The sequence below is a fragment of the Vibrio sp. R78045 genome, from assembly GCF_042466085.1.
Classification (GTDB): Bacteria; Pseudomonadota; Gammaproteobacteria; order Enterobacterales; family Vibrionaceae; genus Vibrio; species Vibrio cyclitrophicus.
Genome location: NZ_JAXHBS010000018.1, coordinates 949,330 through 963,814 on the forward strand (window position 1 = coordinate 949,330; position 14,485 = coordinate 963,814).

A 14,485-nucleotide genomic window follows, 5' to 3' on the forward strand; every position below is an offset into this window, starting at 1 on the left:
AGTTTCGTATCTTCGCTCATTTATAAGTGTCGATTTGCACATAAAAACCAAAGCAGATCCCTGATATCTCGTTCTACTCGATTCTGGGATGACGGCAGATGTCCCATTAATTTATGAACCACTCGTCATTGGTCACTGTGGTAAGTGAGATATTGAACAACGCTTCAATTAAAAAACAGATTCCTGATACCTCGTTCTACTCGGTTCTGGAATGACGACAAATACCTTTGTTCAAACTGAAACATTATGCACTCGGCCAACAGTGCTCATCTCGCAATGCTGTGAAATCATCATCACTCTATCCCCGTCATTCCCTACAGTGAGGAACGAACGTGATAGGGAATCTCGCTTTTACTCCTGTTCACCGACAGCGCACTTTTCCCAAATAACAGGCAATAAAAAACCCAGCCGAAGCTGGGTCTGTTTAGCGCTCATCTCTCACCACGAGCTAATTTGTGGAAACCAAACGTTAACGCATTGAGTCATAGGTCAACGTGGCCTTTCAATCGATTAACCGAGTAGGCTAAGTGCCGAGTTCGGCGCTTGCTTCGCTTGAGCAAGAATCGAGCTTGAAGCTTGAGAAAGGATCTGAGACTTAGTCATCTGAGTCGTTTCTTTCGCGAAATCGGTATCTTTAATACGGCTCTTAGATGCGTTAACGTTCTCGTTAATGTTGTCTAAGTTGCTGATAGCGTGGTCGAAACGGTTTTGGAAAGCACCCAGTTCAGCACGGTGGCTATCTACGTACTTAAGTGCCGCATCAATTACTGCTACAGACTCTTGTGCGCCGCCCACTGACGTTACGTCGATAGTATCAACCGTTACGTCTTTGCCAGGTTGCATGCCAAGCTCACCCGCTAGGCTACCTGAGAACGCCACTTCGCCTTCAACTTTGTTGTTACCAGTAAACATTTGTAGCTTACCGTCTTCAGTTACAGACGCTTTCACAGAATCTTGTTGACCGTTGATGTACGTTGCTAGCTCTTCGATATCGTCACCCGCTTTTGCGTTGATGTCGATTTCTTGCGCTTGGCCGAAGTTGTCGGTGAACGATAGTTTCAGGTCGTTAGAACCCGCTTGAACGTTCCAGTCTTTGTCTTTCGCGTTCTCAGTTTGGTAGCTCTTACCACCCATCTGAGCGTTATCAGAACGCATGTCTTTCAGTTGAAGCATTACCGCTTCACCGTTATCCGCACCGATTTGGAATGATTTAGTACCGTGAGTACCGTTAAGCAGTTTGTTACCACCAAAAGACGTGGTTTCTGCGATACGGTTTAATTCGTCGTTTAGTGCTGTTACTTCTTCTTGAATCGCTACACGCTCAGATTTTGAGTTTGAGCCATTTGAAGATTGTAGAGACAAATCACGCATACGTTGCAGGATGTTCGTCGTCTCATTCATTGCACCTTCAGCAGTTTGTGCAATAGAGATACCGTCGTTCGCGTTACGAACAGCAACATCAAGGCCGCGGCTCTGAACGTTCAAACGGTTAGAGATTTGTAGGCCCGCAGCGTCATCTTTTGCGCTGTTGATTTTAGAGCCTGAAGCTAGGCGCTCCATTGATGTTTGTTGTGCGCTGTTAGCATTGTTTAGGTAACGTTGCGCTGTCATCGCTGAAACGTTGGTATTTACATTCACTGCCATGGTGATTTCTCCAATTGATTTTCCGGTATAGCGGTTTCCGACGTCTCGGAAAACCAAGTAGTTCTCTCAAAGTTACTTTTAATAACGGCTCGAAATACAGAAGCTTTAGAAAAACTTTTAGAAAACCACAAAAAAAATATTAAACCATTATTTATCAGTAACTTAATATTTATTATTTTCTAAAGCAGCGGAAGACTTCAACAGAGAAAAGATCTAAAAACGTTCAAAAAACACACTAATTACTATTTGAACTACTCAACGTAGAGAAATGAACAATCACCAAAGATCTCAGACCAACGTCGATCTTGTGTCGCAAAGAGGGTTATTTGAGGTAAAACGAGTTGGTTAAATCGAAGAAGTACTGATCAGAAAACTAAGTCTAGAAAATAGTGGGAAGACAGAAAGGAAAAAGCCCCTTTTCCTTTGAGAGAACCGGGGCTAGTTGGCGCGTCAGAGCCTGTGTGGAGATCATCGAGAAATGAACACATTTCCGACTTGCCGTTGCATTCTTACTGTAAAAATGGATAGCAGGTGAGAGATGAGAGAGCTAAACATTCAATAGTAAGTATGCTTGCCAGTTTCCCTTGCTGCATGGCTCACGTCTGAACACGAGCAGCAAGTTCAACCAATAACTATTGCAATAGTGTCATTGCAGAGTTAGGCAACTGTTTTGCTTGAGCAAGTATAGAAGTACCTGCTTGTTGCAGAATTTGTGATTTCGTCATTTGCGTCGTCTCTTTCGCAAAGTCCGTATCTTTGATTCGACTGTTAGAAGCGTCTACATTCTCTTGAACATTCGCCAAGTTGTTAATACTGTGGCTTAGACGGTTCTGTTTCGCACCCAAATCAGCACGTTGTGAATCTACATACTTCATTGCTGAATCAATCACGCTGATTGCGTTCTGTGAACCAGCAACAGTCATTAAGCTAATGTCTTGAACTGATGTAGGGCGGCCTTCACTCTTAATGCCTAGTTCAGATGCTAGACCACCAGAGATCGACATTGCACCTTCAAGATCAGGTTCAGCAACGAATAGCTGTAGACGACCTTCGTCAGTAACCGATGCGTTCAGCAAATCAGATTGACCATTAATGTAAGTGGCGAGTTCTTCGATATCGTCACCCGCTTTGGTGTTAATATCTAGAACGATGTCTTCACCATCTTTGGTTCTGAATTCGAACTTAAGATCGCTTGCTGTCGGTGGCACCTGCCAATCTTTGTCTTTCGCGTTTTCTGAATCGAACGTAGTACCACCCATACGGAAATCATCAGCACGAACACTGGTTAATCCCATAATCATCGCTTCACCGGAGCTAGAACCTATCTGGAATGATGCTTCACCAAATGATCCATTCAACAAACGACGTCCGCCAAACGACGTTGTCTCCGCAATACGGTTAAGCTCATCTTGAAGTGCCATTGACTCTTCGTTTAGCGCGGTACGTTCTGCCGGCGAGTTAGTGCCGTTTGATGATTGAATCGCCAAATCACGCATACGTTGTAATATGTTCGTTGATTCGTTCATCGCACCTTCAGCGGTCTGAGCAATCGAAATACCATCATTGGCATTACGCATTGCCACATCAAGGCCACGAGACTGCGCTGTTAAGCGGTTAGAGATTTGCAAACCCGCTGCATCGTCTTTTGCGCTATTAATTTTATGACCTGATGACAAGCGCTCCATAGAAGTCGCTAAGTCATTAGACGCTTTATTCAGGTAACGCTGTGCTGTCATAGCAGATACGTTAGTGCTTACATTGATAGCCATTTTGCTCTCCTTATGAGTTCGCAAACTTTCTGCGAAGCGGCCAGCTTTACTCTCATATGGATAAGCACTGACCGTGTATTACTCGTTAAACCTTATTCAAGGATTAAGAACTGTATAAATCATTTATGACAAATACAGATACAAATTGTATGCCAAGTTTAATCTTCTATTGATTATTTTTATAAAACATTAAAATCAATAAGTTAAAGATAAATCTGGCTCGATATTATACTACTAGAGCGAAATAGTGAGTTGAACTCCTTCGCTCATTGCCGCTTTTTGCCGCTTATATCGAACACATTGTATTCTGTATAAAAAAACGGCAAACGTTGAAGTGATTCGCACTTATGGCATAGCACATAAGGCAAAGAATCGACTTCAATGATGAACCTTGATTCATCACTAAATACCGATTGGTCGTTAAATATAGTTAAACAAGGTTAGGTCTTTTGTTTTACCAAACGCTTGTTGTGAAGCTTGGAGTGCTCGAGAGTTCTCATTAAATTCAATAATGGCTTTCGAATAATCCAAGTCTTCAAAGTTGCTTTTCGCTTTCGCTAAAGACAACTTAAAATCTTCATGTTGCTGCTCTTGAATATCCAATGTGCTCAAGCGTGCACCGACATCGGTTCTAGCCTTCGTTAGATGAATAAACGCAGCATGAAATTCTTCAGTCACTTGATGTAATTTCGCAGTGGCTGAAGCATCTGATACCGGGTTTTCAGCCTGTTCAGACGCCTCTTTGAACGTATCAAAGATAGAGAATGTCTCTCTTGGCTCTAACGTGATCGAATCGCCTTTGGTGATCTGACCTTTTATTTGAATATTCAACCCTTCGTAGACAATGCCAGTAGAGGGATCAAAGTCTTCAGCGGCAACCACTGCACCATCCTTTTCAAGTTGGTAAGCATAATTTCCTGTCTGCATATCAACAAAAGTGACTTTATACGTTGACCCATCGTCAGCTGAGTTCGTCGCACGTTCCAAAAGCAATTCAGACGCGGGTTCAAGCTCGTACTGAGGTTCGTAATCACCAAACGGGTTATCTATTTCCATAAATAACTTGCTGCCTGGATCATTCATCGCCATCTCGAAACTACTCGCTACACGCATTTTTCGCTGATAGTCATCGCCCTGATAACTGACGTTGCCTTGGTTATCTCTAAAGAAGGGTTGATTCTTCGGTTTAGTACCCGCAAACGTGTAGTTACCCGACTCATCTTGAGAGTTAGCTAAATGCAGAAAGTTATTCGATAACTCTTGGAGCTCGCGCTTTTTCGCTAAACGGTCCTCTGGAGAAAGCGCACCGTTAATCATTTCCATCACGGTTCGTTTTGCTTCATCAGCAAAGCCTTCGGTGTTGGAGATCAATACCTCATGATGCTCCAATCGATTACGAACTAAGACGATTGCATCACTATATTGCTTAAGCTGCTCTGATTGCTGACCAATATTTTGTAAATAGTGGGTCGCCAAAGGATCATCACTTGGCGACTGTAACTTCTTACCAGAAGCAAGTTGTGCTTGGTTGTGATGTATTTTGTTTTCTTGACGGCGCAAGTCGTTCTGAACAGATTGGTAGTTGTGGAAGCTAGAAATACGATTCAACATTTATACTTCCTACCTCAGAGCCAAAATAGTATTGAACGTATCATTAGCTGCTTGCATGATGCGTGAAGAAGCCATGTACGCTTGCTGAAATTTCATCATATTTGCCGCTTCTTCATCGAGGTTAACCCCCGACACTGAAGCAATACGTTCCTGAGCGGATTCCTTTTCTAAGGTGGCAATATCGCTTAAGCGATTTGCCGTCGACGCTTTCAGGCCCGTGTTGGTATTCAAGTTGTGATAAAGGTCTAAAATCGTAGACTCACCATCATTCAAGATCTTACCGGTTTGGAGATCTTGCAGCTTACGCAAGTTACCGTTGTCACCCTCTGATGGGACAAGGTTTGCCGTAAATTTATCGTTTGCCACCGCGCCAGAGGTCAACTCGAAAGTCGTGCCATTAATCGTAACCGGCCCTTCAGGTGGGTACGGCTGCGGTTGCATTAAAATATTGCCTTTCGGATCAGTCACGGCAAACTGCTCACCTTTTGGTGAAACAATCACTTCAAACTCACGCAATTGACCGGCCGCTAGGATCTTGAACCCCGCCGAGCCTTTCGCGAACGTGGTCGATGCCTCATAACTTTGTGCGGCAATATCTCTAGGGTCTTTGGTTTCCATCTGAATCTGAGCAGCAAAGTTACGAGTTGGGCGCAGTAACAGTTTCTCACCCAATTCCGGCGGGTTTCGAACTTCGACTCGCATACCATCTAGATAAAAAGCATTACCTGTTGAATTGGTGCTGACTTTGACCGTTTCGCCGTCAGGCTTGGTCACGACATAGTCACTGCCGTCATACTTAAGGCCATACTCGCCGCCTTTTAAGGCAGAGGTGTCATCAATATATACCGCTACGTCTGCCTTTGATTGGCTACCAGCCGTCACGCGTGATTTAGCCACCCGCTCAGAGTTCACATCGGTGAAGATATCTTGGCCAACGTTGCCATTGAGATCCAAACCTTGTGATTGAAGTGAGTTTACTTTCTCAGAGAAAGCCGTCGCCAAACGTCCTAATTCATCCATGATGTCAGGGATATGTTCGTCTCGCATATCGAGCATGGCACCGATTTTTCCATCGATATCATTGCTGGTAATCGGCTTCAAAGACTTACCTTCAACTATCGCTAGTCGGCGCTGATGCGTATCAGGTAGGCCATCAACCAACTTCAGTTGACTTGCTTCACTACCAGAAACCAAGGTATGACCATTACCAATATGGACGTTAAATCCTTCCGCATTCGAGCGCGGCGTTACCGTCACTTTGGTGTAACCAGATAGCTCATTGATCAGCTTTTCGTGTTGGTCTCGTAAATCATTATGAGGCCCTGGCGTTCGCATCATCAGACGCTGAACATCACGAATCTCAACCGCAATTTGGTTTACTCGTTCAATGCCGACTTCTAATTTTTTGTTCGTTGAATCAGACTGTTGACGTACCGTTTCATGAAATTCATTCAAGGTTTTAGTGACAAGCCCTGCTTTCTCTAAAACGACTTTACGCGCACCCACATCATTCGGGGTATCGGCGAGAGTTTTAACAGAATCAAACCATTCATTGAGGTTTTCTGGGATCTTCTTTGAAGCAACCGATGACAACATGCTCGACAACATATCGAGGTTGGCTTCGGTATCGCCTTTGTTAGCGGCATTGGTTGTCGATAAGTTAAGTTCTTTAACGGCAAACTGATCCCAAGAGCGGCGAACATTTTCCACATGAACACCCATACCGTAGGATTGCCCACCATACTGGCGCGGGTCATTCACACCTTGAATCACAGACTGACGGCTATAGCCCTCTGTGTTGGCGTTAGAAATGTTATGACCTGTGGTGTTTAGCTGTCTCTGAGCCGTAAGAACACTTTGTGCCCCTACATTCAGAAGATCCGACGCCATAATGCCCCCAAAAAACTTAATAAAATCAGGATGAACTGATTAACTACAACAGCATATTACCAAGATAATAAGCAACATATGTGCCAATAGGGACAATAAAAGATTAAAAGACCATAATTTATTGAAGTGTAAGGAAATAACTAAAAACAATAGGGCCAGATATGAAGGAGCGGATAAGAGAAGAGCCTGCCATGGCAAGCTCTCATTGTTAATTGATGGGGCTAATTCATCTCATCGATTTTAGCTTTAACGCGCAACACCTTGTCTGCATAGTTAGGGTCAGTTGCGTAACCAGCTTGATGGATGCCTTTGATAAAGCTCTCTGAATTGCCTTGATGCTGTAATGCCGTTTCGTATCTTGGATTTTCGTTCAAGAACTTCACGTAATCATTAAAGCTGTCTTCAAAGTTTGAGTAAGAACGGAAAGATGCCAATTCTTTAACGGCAGTTTTGCCATGGAACTCTAAAGTTTGCGTAGCAACCTTATCGCCCTTCCAACTTCTATCTGCTTTGATGTTGAATAAGTTATTGCTGTTCCCCAAAGAATTCTTAACCATTTTAGAACCCCAACCTGTTTCAAGTGCCGCTTGTGCCAATAGCAGAGATGAATCCACACCAAGTGCACTCGCCGCTTTTTCAGCGTAAGGCTTCATTGAGGTAACAAACGACTCTGGAGAATCGAAGGATACTGATTGTTTAACAGCGGAAGCAGGTTGAACTTCAGATACTCTGTCTTCTGAACGGCCTGAATACTGAGGTCTTTGCAGTGAAGTATCAAAACCTTCACTACGAACCTTATCTTCTGTCGCATCGCTTGCTTGACCGGCGCTTAACTGAGCAACGATCATGTCCGCAAGGCCTAATGAACCTGAAGCACTCAACTCACTCGCCATTTGGTCATCTTGCATCTGACGATAAAACTGCTCGTTCTGGCTGTTCAGCATATCCGACTTAAAGCTAGAGTTCGCATCACGCATCGACTTAAACAGCATCGAAGTGAAAATCGATTCAAACTGTTTTGCCGCAGCAGTTAGTGCCTCTTTTTCGCTGCCTTCTTCACCATTTACTGCTTGTTGACGAAGACGATCTAAGCTACCGATATCGTGAATAAAGCCGATGTCATTGTTATTCTTAATCATGCTTTATTCCTTAGATAATGATCAATTGACCTTCAATTGCACCGGCTTGTTTCAGTGCTTGAAGGATTGCCATTAAATCAGAAGGCGCTGCGCCCACTTCATTGACTGCACGAACCAAATCATCCAGCGTTAGACCCGGTTCAAACTTGAACATCTTGCCATCGGCTTCTGTGACTTCGATATCAGAATCAGGAACCACTACGGTTTGACCACCAGAAAATGCATTCGGTTGGCTCACGTTGAGGTTTTCTTTGATTGCTACCGTCATACCACCGTGTGTTACCGCTGCCGCTTTTAAGCGAACATGTTTACCAACCACAATCGTACCAGTACGAGAGTTAACAATGATTTTTGCTGAACCCTCTGCAGGATCGAACTCGATGTTTTCGATTGCCGATAAGAAAGCCACACGCTGGCTGATTTCACGTGGTGCGCGAACCTTTACTGAAGTCGCATCAACCGCTGAAGCCATTTGTGGGCCTAGAAAATTATTAACTGCATCAGCTAAGCGCTGCGCCGTTGTGAAATCTGATTGGATTAGGTTGAACGTGATGTAGTCACCACGACCGAATGGCGTTGGGATTTCTTGTTCGACCGTCGCGCCGCTAGATATGATGCCGACATTAGGATTGTTACCGACAATCTTAGAACCATCATTACCTTGAGCACTAAAGCCACTCACCACCAAGTTACCTTGTGCTACCGCGTACACTTGACCGTCTAGACCTTTCAGGAAAGTCTGCAGTAAGGTACCACCACGAAGGCTTTTTGCTGAACCGATAGAAGACACCGTTACGTCAACTTCCTGACCTTGCTTAGAGAAGGCTGGCAATTCAGCGGTAACAATTACTGCCGCTACGTTTTTGGTTTTTGGCTTAGTGCCGGGCGGCAATTGGATGCCAAAATTTTGCAGCATTGCGTTAAACGTTTGATCAGTAAAGGGAGTTGTCTCACCTGTACCCGGCAAGCCCGTGACCAAACCATAACCGACAAGTTGGTTACTACGAACACCCGCCACTTTTGCCACATCTTTAATACGTGCAGCATGGGCACTGGTGGCAAGAAATAGCATGCCAAGTAGTACGAGTGTTAGTTTTTTCATTGAGTAACCTGTCTGTATTGCTTTCAATTTATAGTAGCTATGTAATTATAATAATTTAATTTACAAAAACTTAGCTAAATATGGCCGAGTGGTAAAGGCTGTCAGTAAGCCGACATCCTCTCAAGCTCTACAGTGATACATTAAAGAATCGTGCCAAGAATCCAGGCTCTTGCATATCTTTTTGCACTCCAGTCCCTGAGTATTGAATTCGTGCGTTAGAAACACGGTTTGAAGCGATGGTATTTTCGAAATCTATATCGTCAGGGCGGATAGTACCACTTAGGCGGATATACTCATCACCTGTATTCAGTGTCATCCACTTTTCACCACGAACCACTAGATTTCCATTGGCTAATACTTCGATGACTTCAACGGTAATGTAGCCGCTAATGCTGTTACTTTGGTTGGCTGATGCATCACCAGCAAAGGTGTTGGTATTGCTCAGATCATAAGAGAAGTTGTACTTGTCAATAGTCAACTCTTGGCCGCCAACAGCCAAAGGCTCCATCGATGCATCGTTAGACTTAGACATGTCAGCATTAGCTTTTTTGGTCGCTCGAGTATTTTCATCTAACGCAACGGTAATAATATCACCAATGCCGCGAGGCTTTGAATCATCGTACATACTGCCAATATGGTTGATATTGAACAGTGAACCTGTTGCCGCTGCGTAATGCTCTGGTTTTTCTTTTGGATTGATCGGCGCCCATGCAGGATCGCCTGCAATTGGGTCTGTTCTACCACGAAGTGTATCGATAATGCCTGAGCTTTCATCAGCCGACTTATCGCCTTCTACCGCATCAACCACTGTGGTTGCGTTTTCTTGTGCCGGAGTCTCGATCGGATCCAACACAGTACACCCGGTCATAGAAGCTAACAAAACTAAACAAAAAATACGTTTCATGGCGATATACTCTCAGCAGGCAATGGTAAATAGATCAATGACTAGAAGCAGATCTATTAATTATGAATAAGTACGTAAACGGCAAATAAACCAATTACAGCTGTTGGTTAACAAAGCTCATCATCTTGTCTACCGACGAGATAACTTTCGAGTTCATTTCGTAAACACGTTGAGCTTCAATCATATTAACCAGCTCTTCGGTTACGTTTACGTTCGATGTTTCTAACATCGACTGACGGATGTTACCCAAACCATCAAAGCCCGGAACGCCCTCTTGCGGATCGCCACTTGCTCCCGTTGGTAAATAAAGGTTTTGACCTACAGGCTCTAAACCACCTGGGTTTACGAAGTCAGTAATGGTGATTTGGCCAACCACGACGTTGTTTTGCTCACCACGTAGGCGAACTGATACTTCACCATCGTTACCAACCGTCACCGAGATCGCATCTTCTGGAATCACGATTTCTGGCTGTAGAGCATAACCTTGACCTGAGGTTACGATTGCGCCTTCACCGTTCAGCGTGAACTGACCATTTCGGCTATAGCCTGTCTCACCGTCTGGCATTTCAACTTGGAAGAAGCCGTCACCTTCGATCATCATATCTAGGCTGTTCGATGTCGTTTGTGCGTTACCGTGGGTGTGAACTTTTTGAGTTGCCACGACTTTAGAACCGGCACCCAACATCAAACCACTTGGCAGCTCGGTATTCTGCGACGATTGGCCACCCGGCTGATTGATGTTCTGATAGAACAAATCTTCAAATACCGCACGACTCTTTTTAAAGCCAATGGTTGAGGCGTTGGCAAGGTTGTTTGAAATGGTTGAGATATTGGTTTGTTGGGCGTCTAAGCCTGTTTTACTTACCCATAATGCTGGATGCATAGCAAATTCCTTTAAATTCTATTAGCTCATACGAAGCAGTGAATCAGACGACTTGTCCATTTCCTCTGCTGTGCTCATCATCTTGACCTGCATTTCGAATTGACGTTGTAAGTCAATTAGGCTGGTCATCTCACCGACAGCATTTACGTTACTGCCTTCAATGGCACCTTTTAGCAACGTTACCGCTGCATCTGCTTCGTATGCCTGATCTGGGTTTTTCGAACGGAATAGACCATTCGTATCTTTAAATAAGCTTTGATTATCTGGACGCACAAGTTTGATTCGGTCGACAATCGCTAATTCTTCAGCTGGAGCGCCTTGAGGAATCACCGAAATAGTACCGTCTGTGCCGATTTCTACTTTACTAATAGGAATAGGTAACGTGATGGGTGCGTCATTCTCGCCTAACACCAAATGGCCGCTTGCGTTAGTTAGCAAACCGTTTTGGTCAACCTTTAGGTTACCGTTACGTGTTAAACCTTCACGGCCAGTGTTGTCCATTACCGAAATCCAGCCATCACCTTGTATCGTGACATCGAGATCGCGACCAGTAGTGACCACACTACCTTGTGCGAAATTATGACCCGGACGTTCTGTCATGCTGAAAACACGAGTAGGCATGCCTTCACCATACGCTTGCATTGAACGTGCTTGTGCTAAATCGGCACGGAAACCCGTTGTACTAACGTTGGCAAGGTTGTTTGCACGTAGCTGCAAAGCCTGCATATTTTGCTTTGCGCCACTCATGGCAAGAAACAGTGCGCGATCCATAATTTTGCTCCAAAAAATCATCTTCTAAAGCTTATAAAGCAAACACTGTGCCAATATTTTTAACTGTTATTTATCAATAATTTAAATAGGAAACAAACAAAGAGGGGTGATCATTAAAGGATCATTGAGGAGGAGTTATTGCCAGTGGCATTACCGTGCGGCAATAGGGGCGGCAAATAAGAAGACAAACAGCCATATTTAAATTCACCAACAATACCCAATTCAATAACATTGAATTGGGTATTCACAGATGATTCAAACGCTCGAAACGATTAACGAATCTGAAGAATATTCTGTTGCAGTTGGTTGTGTACTTCTAGAGAACGTGAGTTCGCTTGGAAGTTACGTTGAGCAGAAATCAAATCAACCAATTCTTGAGTCATATCGATGTTCGACTGCTCTAGCGAACCGTTGTTGATGCTACCAAATGAACCTTTGTTCGATTCACCCCAGATTTTAGAACCTGAGTCATTAGTAGAATCCCACTGAGTGCCGCCTTTCTTATCTAGACCTTGCTCATTGGGTACGCGAACCAAGCCTACACGGCCAAGCATCACGTTTTCACCATTTGAGTAAGTACCCAGAACACTGCCGTACTCATCGAAATCGATTTTTGTTAAGAAACCTGTTGTTGCACCATCTTCATCAAACTTAGTCAATTCAAACGGAGCAGCAAACTGAGTTGAAGAATCCAGACCAAACTTAAGCACTTGAGTTGGATCAGCACCGTTCAAGTCAATTGGGTTCGCGCCAGCACCAAGTGGTTCCGAGTTAATCGGCTGACCATTGTTCAGGCTTGCTAACGTACCGTCGTTGTTGAACTTCATTGTGTGACCAACATGACCTTGTGCATTCGTCGCATCACCACCAGTAATGTTGACCGGCTTTTCACCGTTCTCATCTGACATGGTGTAGTACGTCTGCCAAGTGTTTGGTTGAGTCTGATCTTTGAGGTAGTAAGTCGTTAACTTGTAAGACTGACCCATAGAATCGTATACCGTCGAAGACGTTGCTCGATTATAAGTGTCAGAATCTTGGTAGTTAAATGCAGCCGGGTCTTTAAGATCACCATTTGCAGGAAGGTTAACTCCTACTTCAATGTTTTCTGTCTGTTTTGGCTTACCAAACTCAGCAGGAATGTCGAGAGGCTTTGGCGCGTAAGAAAGAACTTCACCCGAGTTTGGGTCAACATCGTAACCTAAAAGAAATTCATCATTCGAGGTTACCATGAAGTTGTCTTTATTTAAGTGAAAAGCTCCGTTACGCGTTAGTTCGTTGATCTCTGGCACCATGCGGTCTTTCGATACTGCAAAAAAACCTGTACCACTGACACGTAAGTCCATTGGGTTATTTGTATAAATACTTGAACCTTCGTGAAACTGTTGCGCAACTTTATTTGCTTGAGCACCACCACCAGGGGTAGTCTTTCCGTTAGTAAACAACGAGCTTGAATACACATCGCCGAACTCTGCTCGAGACTCTTTAAAGCCAAACGTGTTTGCATTCGCAATATTGTTACTGGTTGTATTCAGATCTAATTGTGCAGCGGATAGGCCGCTCAAAGCTACATATGACATTCCAATATTCTCCTAATCTCTCTAGCTAGCATAATCACTCTTTTAAAGAGTTACGCTTTACCAACTTCTAGTACTTCAGCAAGTCGTACTGGCGATGTAAAACCAGCCAGATTGAGTAGTACGTTGCCATCACCCTTACCAAGAAGCACACTGTTCACGTTCGCATAACTGGAAACTTGGAACTCTGTGTTCTCGCCATCCAGTAAACCCGACGCTTTAACGTTGTATTTACCAGCCGGCAATGGGTTACCGTCTTCGTCTTTTCCGTCCCATTCAACACGCGTGTCACCTGATGGTTTAGAACCGATATCAAATGTACGAACCAACTGACCAACTTCGTTCTCAACACGGACCATTACATTGTCCATGGCTTGAGGGAGCTTAACCATTGCCGCCATACCGCCATCACCGGGTTTCACACCTGCCGCACCAGGAACCAATACATCACGACCTACTAAAGAAGAGGCCTGAAGCGCTTGGTTAGAAGTCATTGATGAATTCAAGCTTTCAAACTGTGTATTCATTTTACCAATGCCATCTACGGTCGCAAATGAAGCCATTTGCGCAATCATCTGGTCATTACTAACCGGCTTAAAAGGGTCTTGTTGTGCAAGTTGCTTAGTCAACAGAGATAAGAAATCTTCTTGTTTAAGATCCTGCTTACCTGTTGTTTCGTCGGGCTTCTTAGCGCCATCTTGAAGACTCTTCAGCTGGTCAACATAGGACAAGCCGCTTTGACCAACATTGTTGTTGATTCCAGCCATATGCTACCTCCTTATCCTTATTGACCCATCTGCAGCGTACGCAGCAGCATTTGTTTACTCGAGTCAGCAACCTGTACGTTCGTTTGGTACGCACGTGATGCCGAAATCATGTTTGCCATTTCTTCCATAACGTTCACGTTAGGCTTGTAGATATAGCCTTCGTTGTTCGCTAGTGGGTGATCTGGGTTGTACTCCGCACTAAGCGGCTTATCGCTTTCCACAATACCTAATACTTTCACCGGCACAGTGTGACCACTATTGCGTGCTTTATTTAACTCAGCGCCAAACACTGCGTGACGAGCTTTGTAAGTTTCTTCAGCAGAACTACTTACACTGTCTGCGTTCGCAAGGTTGCTCGAGGTCGTATTTAGACGAACAGATTCAGCACTCATCGCAGAACCGGTCACATTGAATACATTAAATAAGCTCAT

At 44.1% G+C, this 14,485-nt stretch carries 12 protein-coding genes; all 12 read right to left on the reverse strand.

Features of this window, described 5'->3' with window-relative positions; genetic code table 11:
- Nucleotides 1–510: 510 nt before the first annotated feature.
- The 12 genes from SJY39_RS26050 to flgC all read right to left on the reverse strand — a co-directional run bounded on the left by SJY39_RS26050 (nucleotide 511) and on the right by flgC (nucleotide 14,485).
- Nucleotides 511–1,644 carry a flagellin gene (locus SJY39_RS26050; RefSeq protein ID WP_010436625.1) on the reverse strand — a complete coding sequence of 378 codons (1,134 nt, stop codon included), beginning with the start codon at nucleotides 1,642–1,644 and terminating at the stop codon, nucleotides 511–513.
- Nucleotides 1,645–2,276: 632 nt separating this feature from the next.
- Nucleotides 2,277–3,413, reverse strand: coding sequence for a flagellin (locus tag SJY39_RS26055; RefSeq protein WP_010439307.1), 1,137 nt, complete (start codon nucleotides 3,411–3,413; stop codon nucleotides 2,277–2,279).
- A 420-nt stretch (nucleotides 3,414–3,833) separates the two neighbouring features.
- Complete coding sequence (flgL, locus tag SJY39_RS26060) at nucleotides 3,834–5,024, reverse strand: flagellar hook-associated protein FlgL (RefSeq protein WP_010439304.1); 1,191 nt, start codon at nucleotides 5,022–5,024, stop codon at nucleotides 3,834–3,836.
- Between the two features lie 9 nt (nucleotides 5,025–5,033).
- Nucleotides 5,034–6,914, reverse strand: a complete 1,881-nt coding sequence (flgK, locus tag SJY39_RS26065; protein ID WP_010439302.1) for a flagellar hook-associated protein FlgK — start codon at nucleotides 6,912–6,914, stop codon at nucleotides 5,034–5,036.
- A gap of 221 nt (nucleotides 6,915–7,135) precedes the next feature.
- Entirely contained in the window at nucleotides 7,136–8,053 is a 918-nt protein-coding gene (gene flgJ / locus SJY39_RS26070; RefSeq protein ID WP_016792926.1) for a flagellar assembly peptidoglycan hydrolase FlgJ, read from the reverse strand.
- Nucleotides 8,054–8,063: 10 nt separating this feature from the next.
- The gene (locus SJY39_RS26075) at nucleotides 8,064–9,155 is read right to left on the reverse strand and encodes a flagellar basal body P-ring protein FlgI (RefSeq protein ID WP_010439299.1); all 1,092 of its coding nucleotides are present in this window, start codon (nucleotides 9,153–9,155) and stop codon (nucleotides 8,064–8,066) included.
- Nucleotides 9,156–9,282: 127 nt separating this feature from the next.
- Nucleotides 9,283–10,059 carry a flagellar basal body L-ring protein FlgH gene (gene flgH, locus SJY39_RS26080; RefSeq protein ID WP_010439297.1) on the reverse strand — a complete coding sequence of 259 codons (777 nt, stop codon included), beginning with the start codon at nucleotides 10,057–10,059 and terminating at the stop codon, nucleotides 9,283–9,285.
- A gap of 94 nt (nucleotides 10,060–10,153) precedes the next feature.
- Nucleotides 10,154–10,942: a flagellar basal-body rod protein FlgG gene (flgG, locus tag SJY39_RS26085; protein WP_010439295.1), complete on the reverse strand. Its 789-nt coding sequence runs from the start codon at nucleotides 10,940–10,942 to the stop codon at nucleotides 10,154–10,156.
- Nucleotides 10,943–10,963: 21 nt separating this feature from the next.
- Nucleotides 10,964–11,713: a flagellar basal body rod protein FlgF gene (locus SJY39_RS26090; protein ID WP_004736179.1), complete on the reverse strand. Its 750-nt coding sequence runs from the start codon at nucleotides 11,711–11,713 to the stop codon at nucleotides 10,964–10,966.
- Nucleotides 11,714–11,985: 272 nt separating this feature from the next.
- Nucleotides 11,986–13,290 (reverse strand): flagellar hook protein FlgE, encoded by a 1,305-nt coding sequence (flgE, locus tag SJY39_RS26095; protein WP_010439292.1) that lies wholly within the window; start codon nucleotides 13,288–13,290, stop codon nucleotides 11,986–11,988.
- A gap of 50 nt (nucleotides 13,291–13,340) precedes the next feature.
- Nucleotides 13,341–14,054 (reverse strand): flagellar hook assembly protein FlgD, encoded by a 714-nt coding sequence (gene flgD, locus SJY39_RS26100; RefSeq protein ID WP_010439286.1) that lies wholly within the window; start codon nucleotides 14,052–14,054, stop codon nucleotides 13,341–13,343.
- 17 nt (nucleotides 14,055–14,071) lie between these two features.
- Nucleotides 14,072–14,485 carry a flagellar basal body rod protein FlgC gene (gene flgC / locus SJY39_RS26105; RefSeq protein ID WP_004736176.1) on the reverse strand — a complete coding sequence of 138 codons (414 nt, stop codon included), beginning with the start codon at nucleotides 14,483–14,485 and terminating at the stop codon, nucleotides 14,072–14,074.

Coding starts and splice junctions, on each gene's coding strand:
- flgG (WP_010439295.1), bottom strand. CDS start 10,942: ATGCATCCAGCATTATGGGTAAGTAAAACAGGCTTAGACGCCCAACAA.
- flgC (WP_004736176.1), bottom strand. CDS start 14,485: ATGAGCTTATTTAATGTATTCAATGTGACCGGTTCTGCGATGAGTGCT.
- flgJ (WP_016792926.1), bottom strand. CDS start 8,053: ATGATTAAGAATAACAATGACATCGGCTTTATTCACGATATCGGTAGC.
- flgE (WP_010439292.1), bottom strand. CDS start 13,290: ATGTCATATGTAGCTTTGAGCGGCCTATCCGCTGCACAATTAGATCTG.
- SJY39_RS26055 (WP_010439307.1), bottom strand. CDS start 3,413: ATGGCTATCAATGTAAGCACTAACGTATCTGCTATGACAGCACAGCGT.
- SJY39_RS26090 (WP_004736179.1), bottom strand. CDS start 11,713: ATGGATCGCGCACTGTTTCTTGCCATGAGTGGCGCAAAGCAAAATATG.
- flgH (WP_010439297.1), bottom strand. CDS start 10,059: ATGAAACGTATTTTTTGTTTAGTTTTGTTAGCTTCTATGACCGGGTGT.
- SJY39_RS26050 (WP_010436625.1), bottom strand. CDS start 1,644: ATGGCAGTGAATGTAAATACCAACGTTTCAGCGATGACAGCGCAACGT.
- SJY39_RS26075 (WP_010439299.1), bottom strand. CDS start 9,155: ATGAAAAAACTAACACTCGTACTACTTGGCATGCTATTTCTTGCCACC.
- flgL (WP_010439304.1), bottom strand. CDS start 5,024: ATGTTGAATCGTATTTCTAGCTTCCACAACTACCAATCTGTTCAGAAC.
- flgD (WP_010439286.1), bottom strand. CDS start 14,054: ATGGCTGGAATCAACAACAATGTTGGTCAAAGCGGCTTGTCCTATGTT.
- flgK (WP_010439302.1), bottom strand. CDS start 6,914: ATGGCGTCGGATCTTCTGAATGTAGGGGCACAAAGTGTTCTTACGGCT.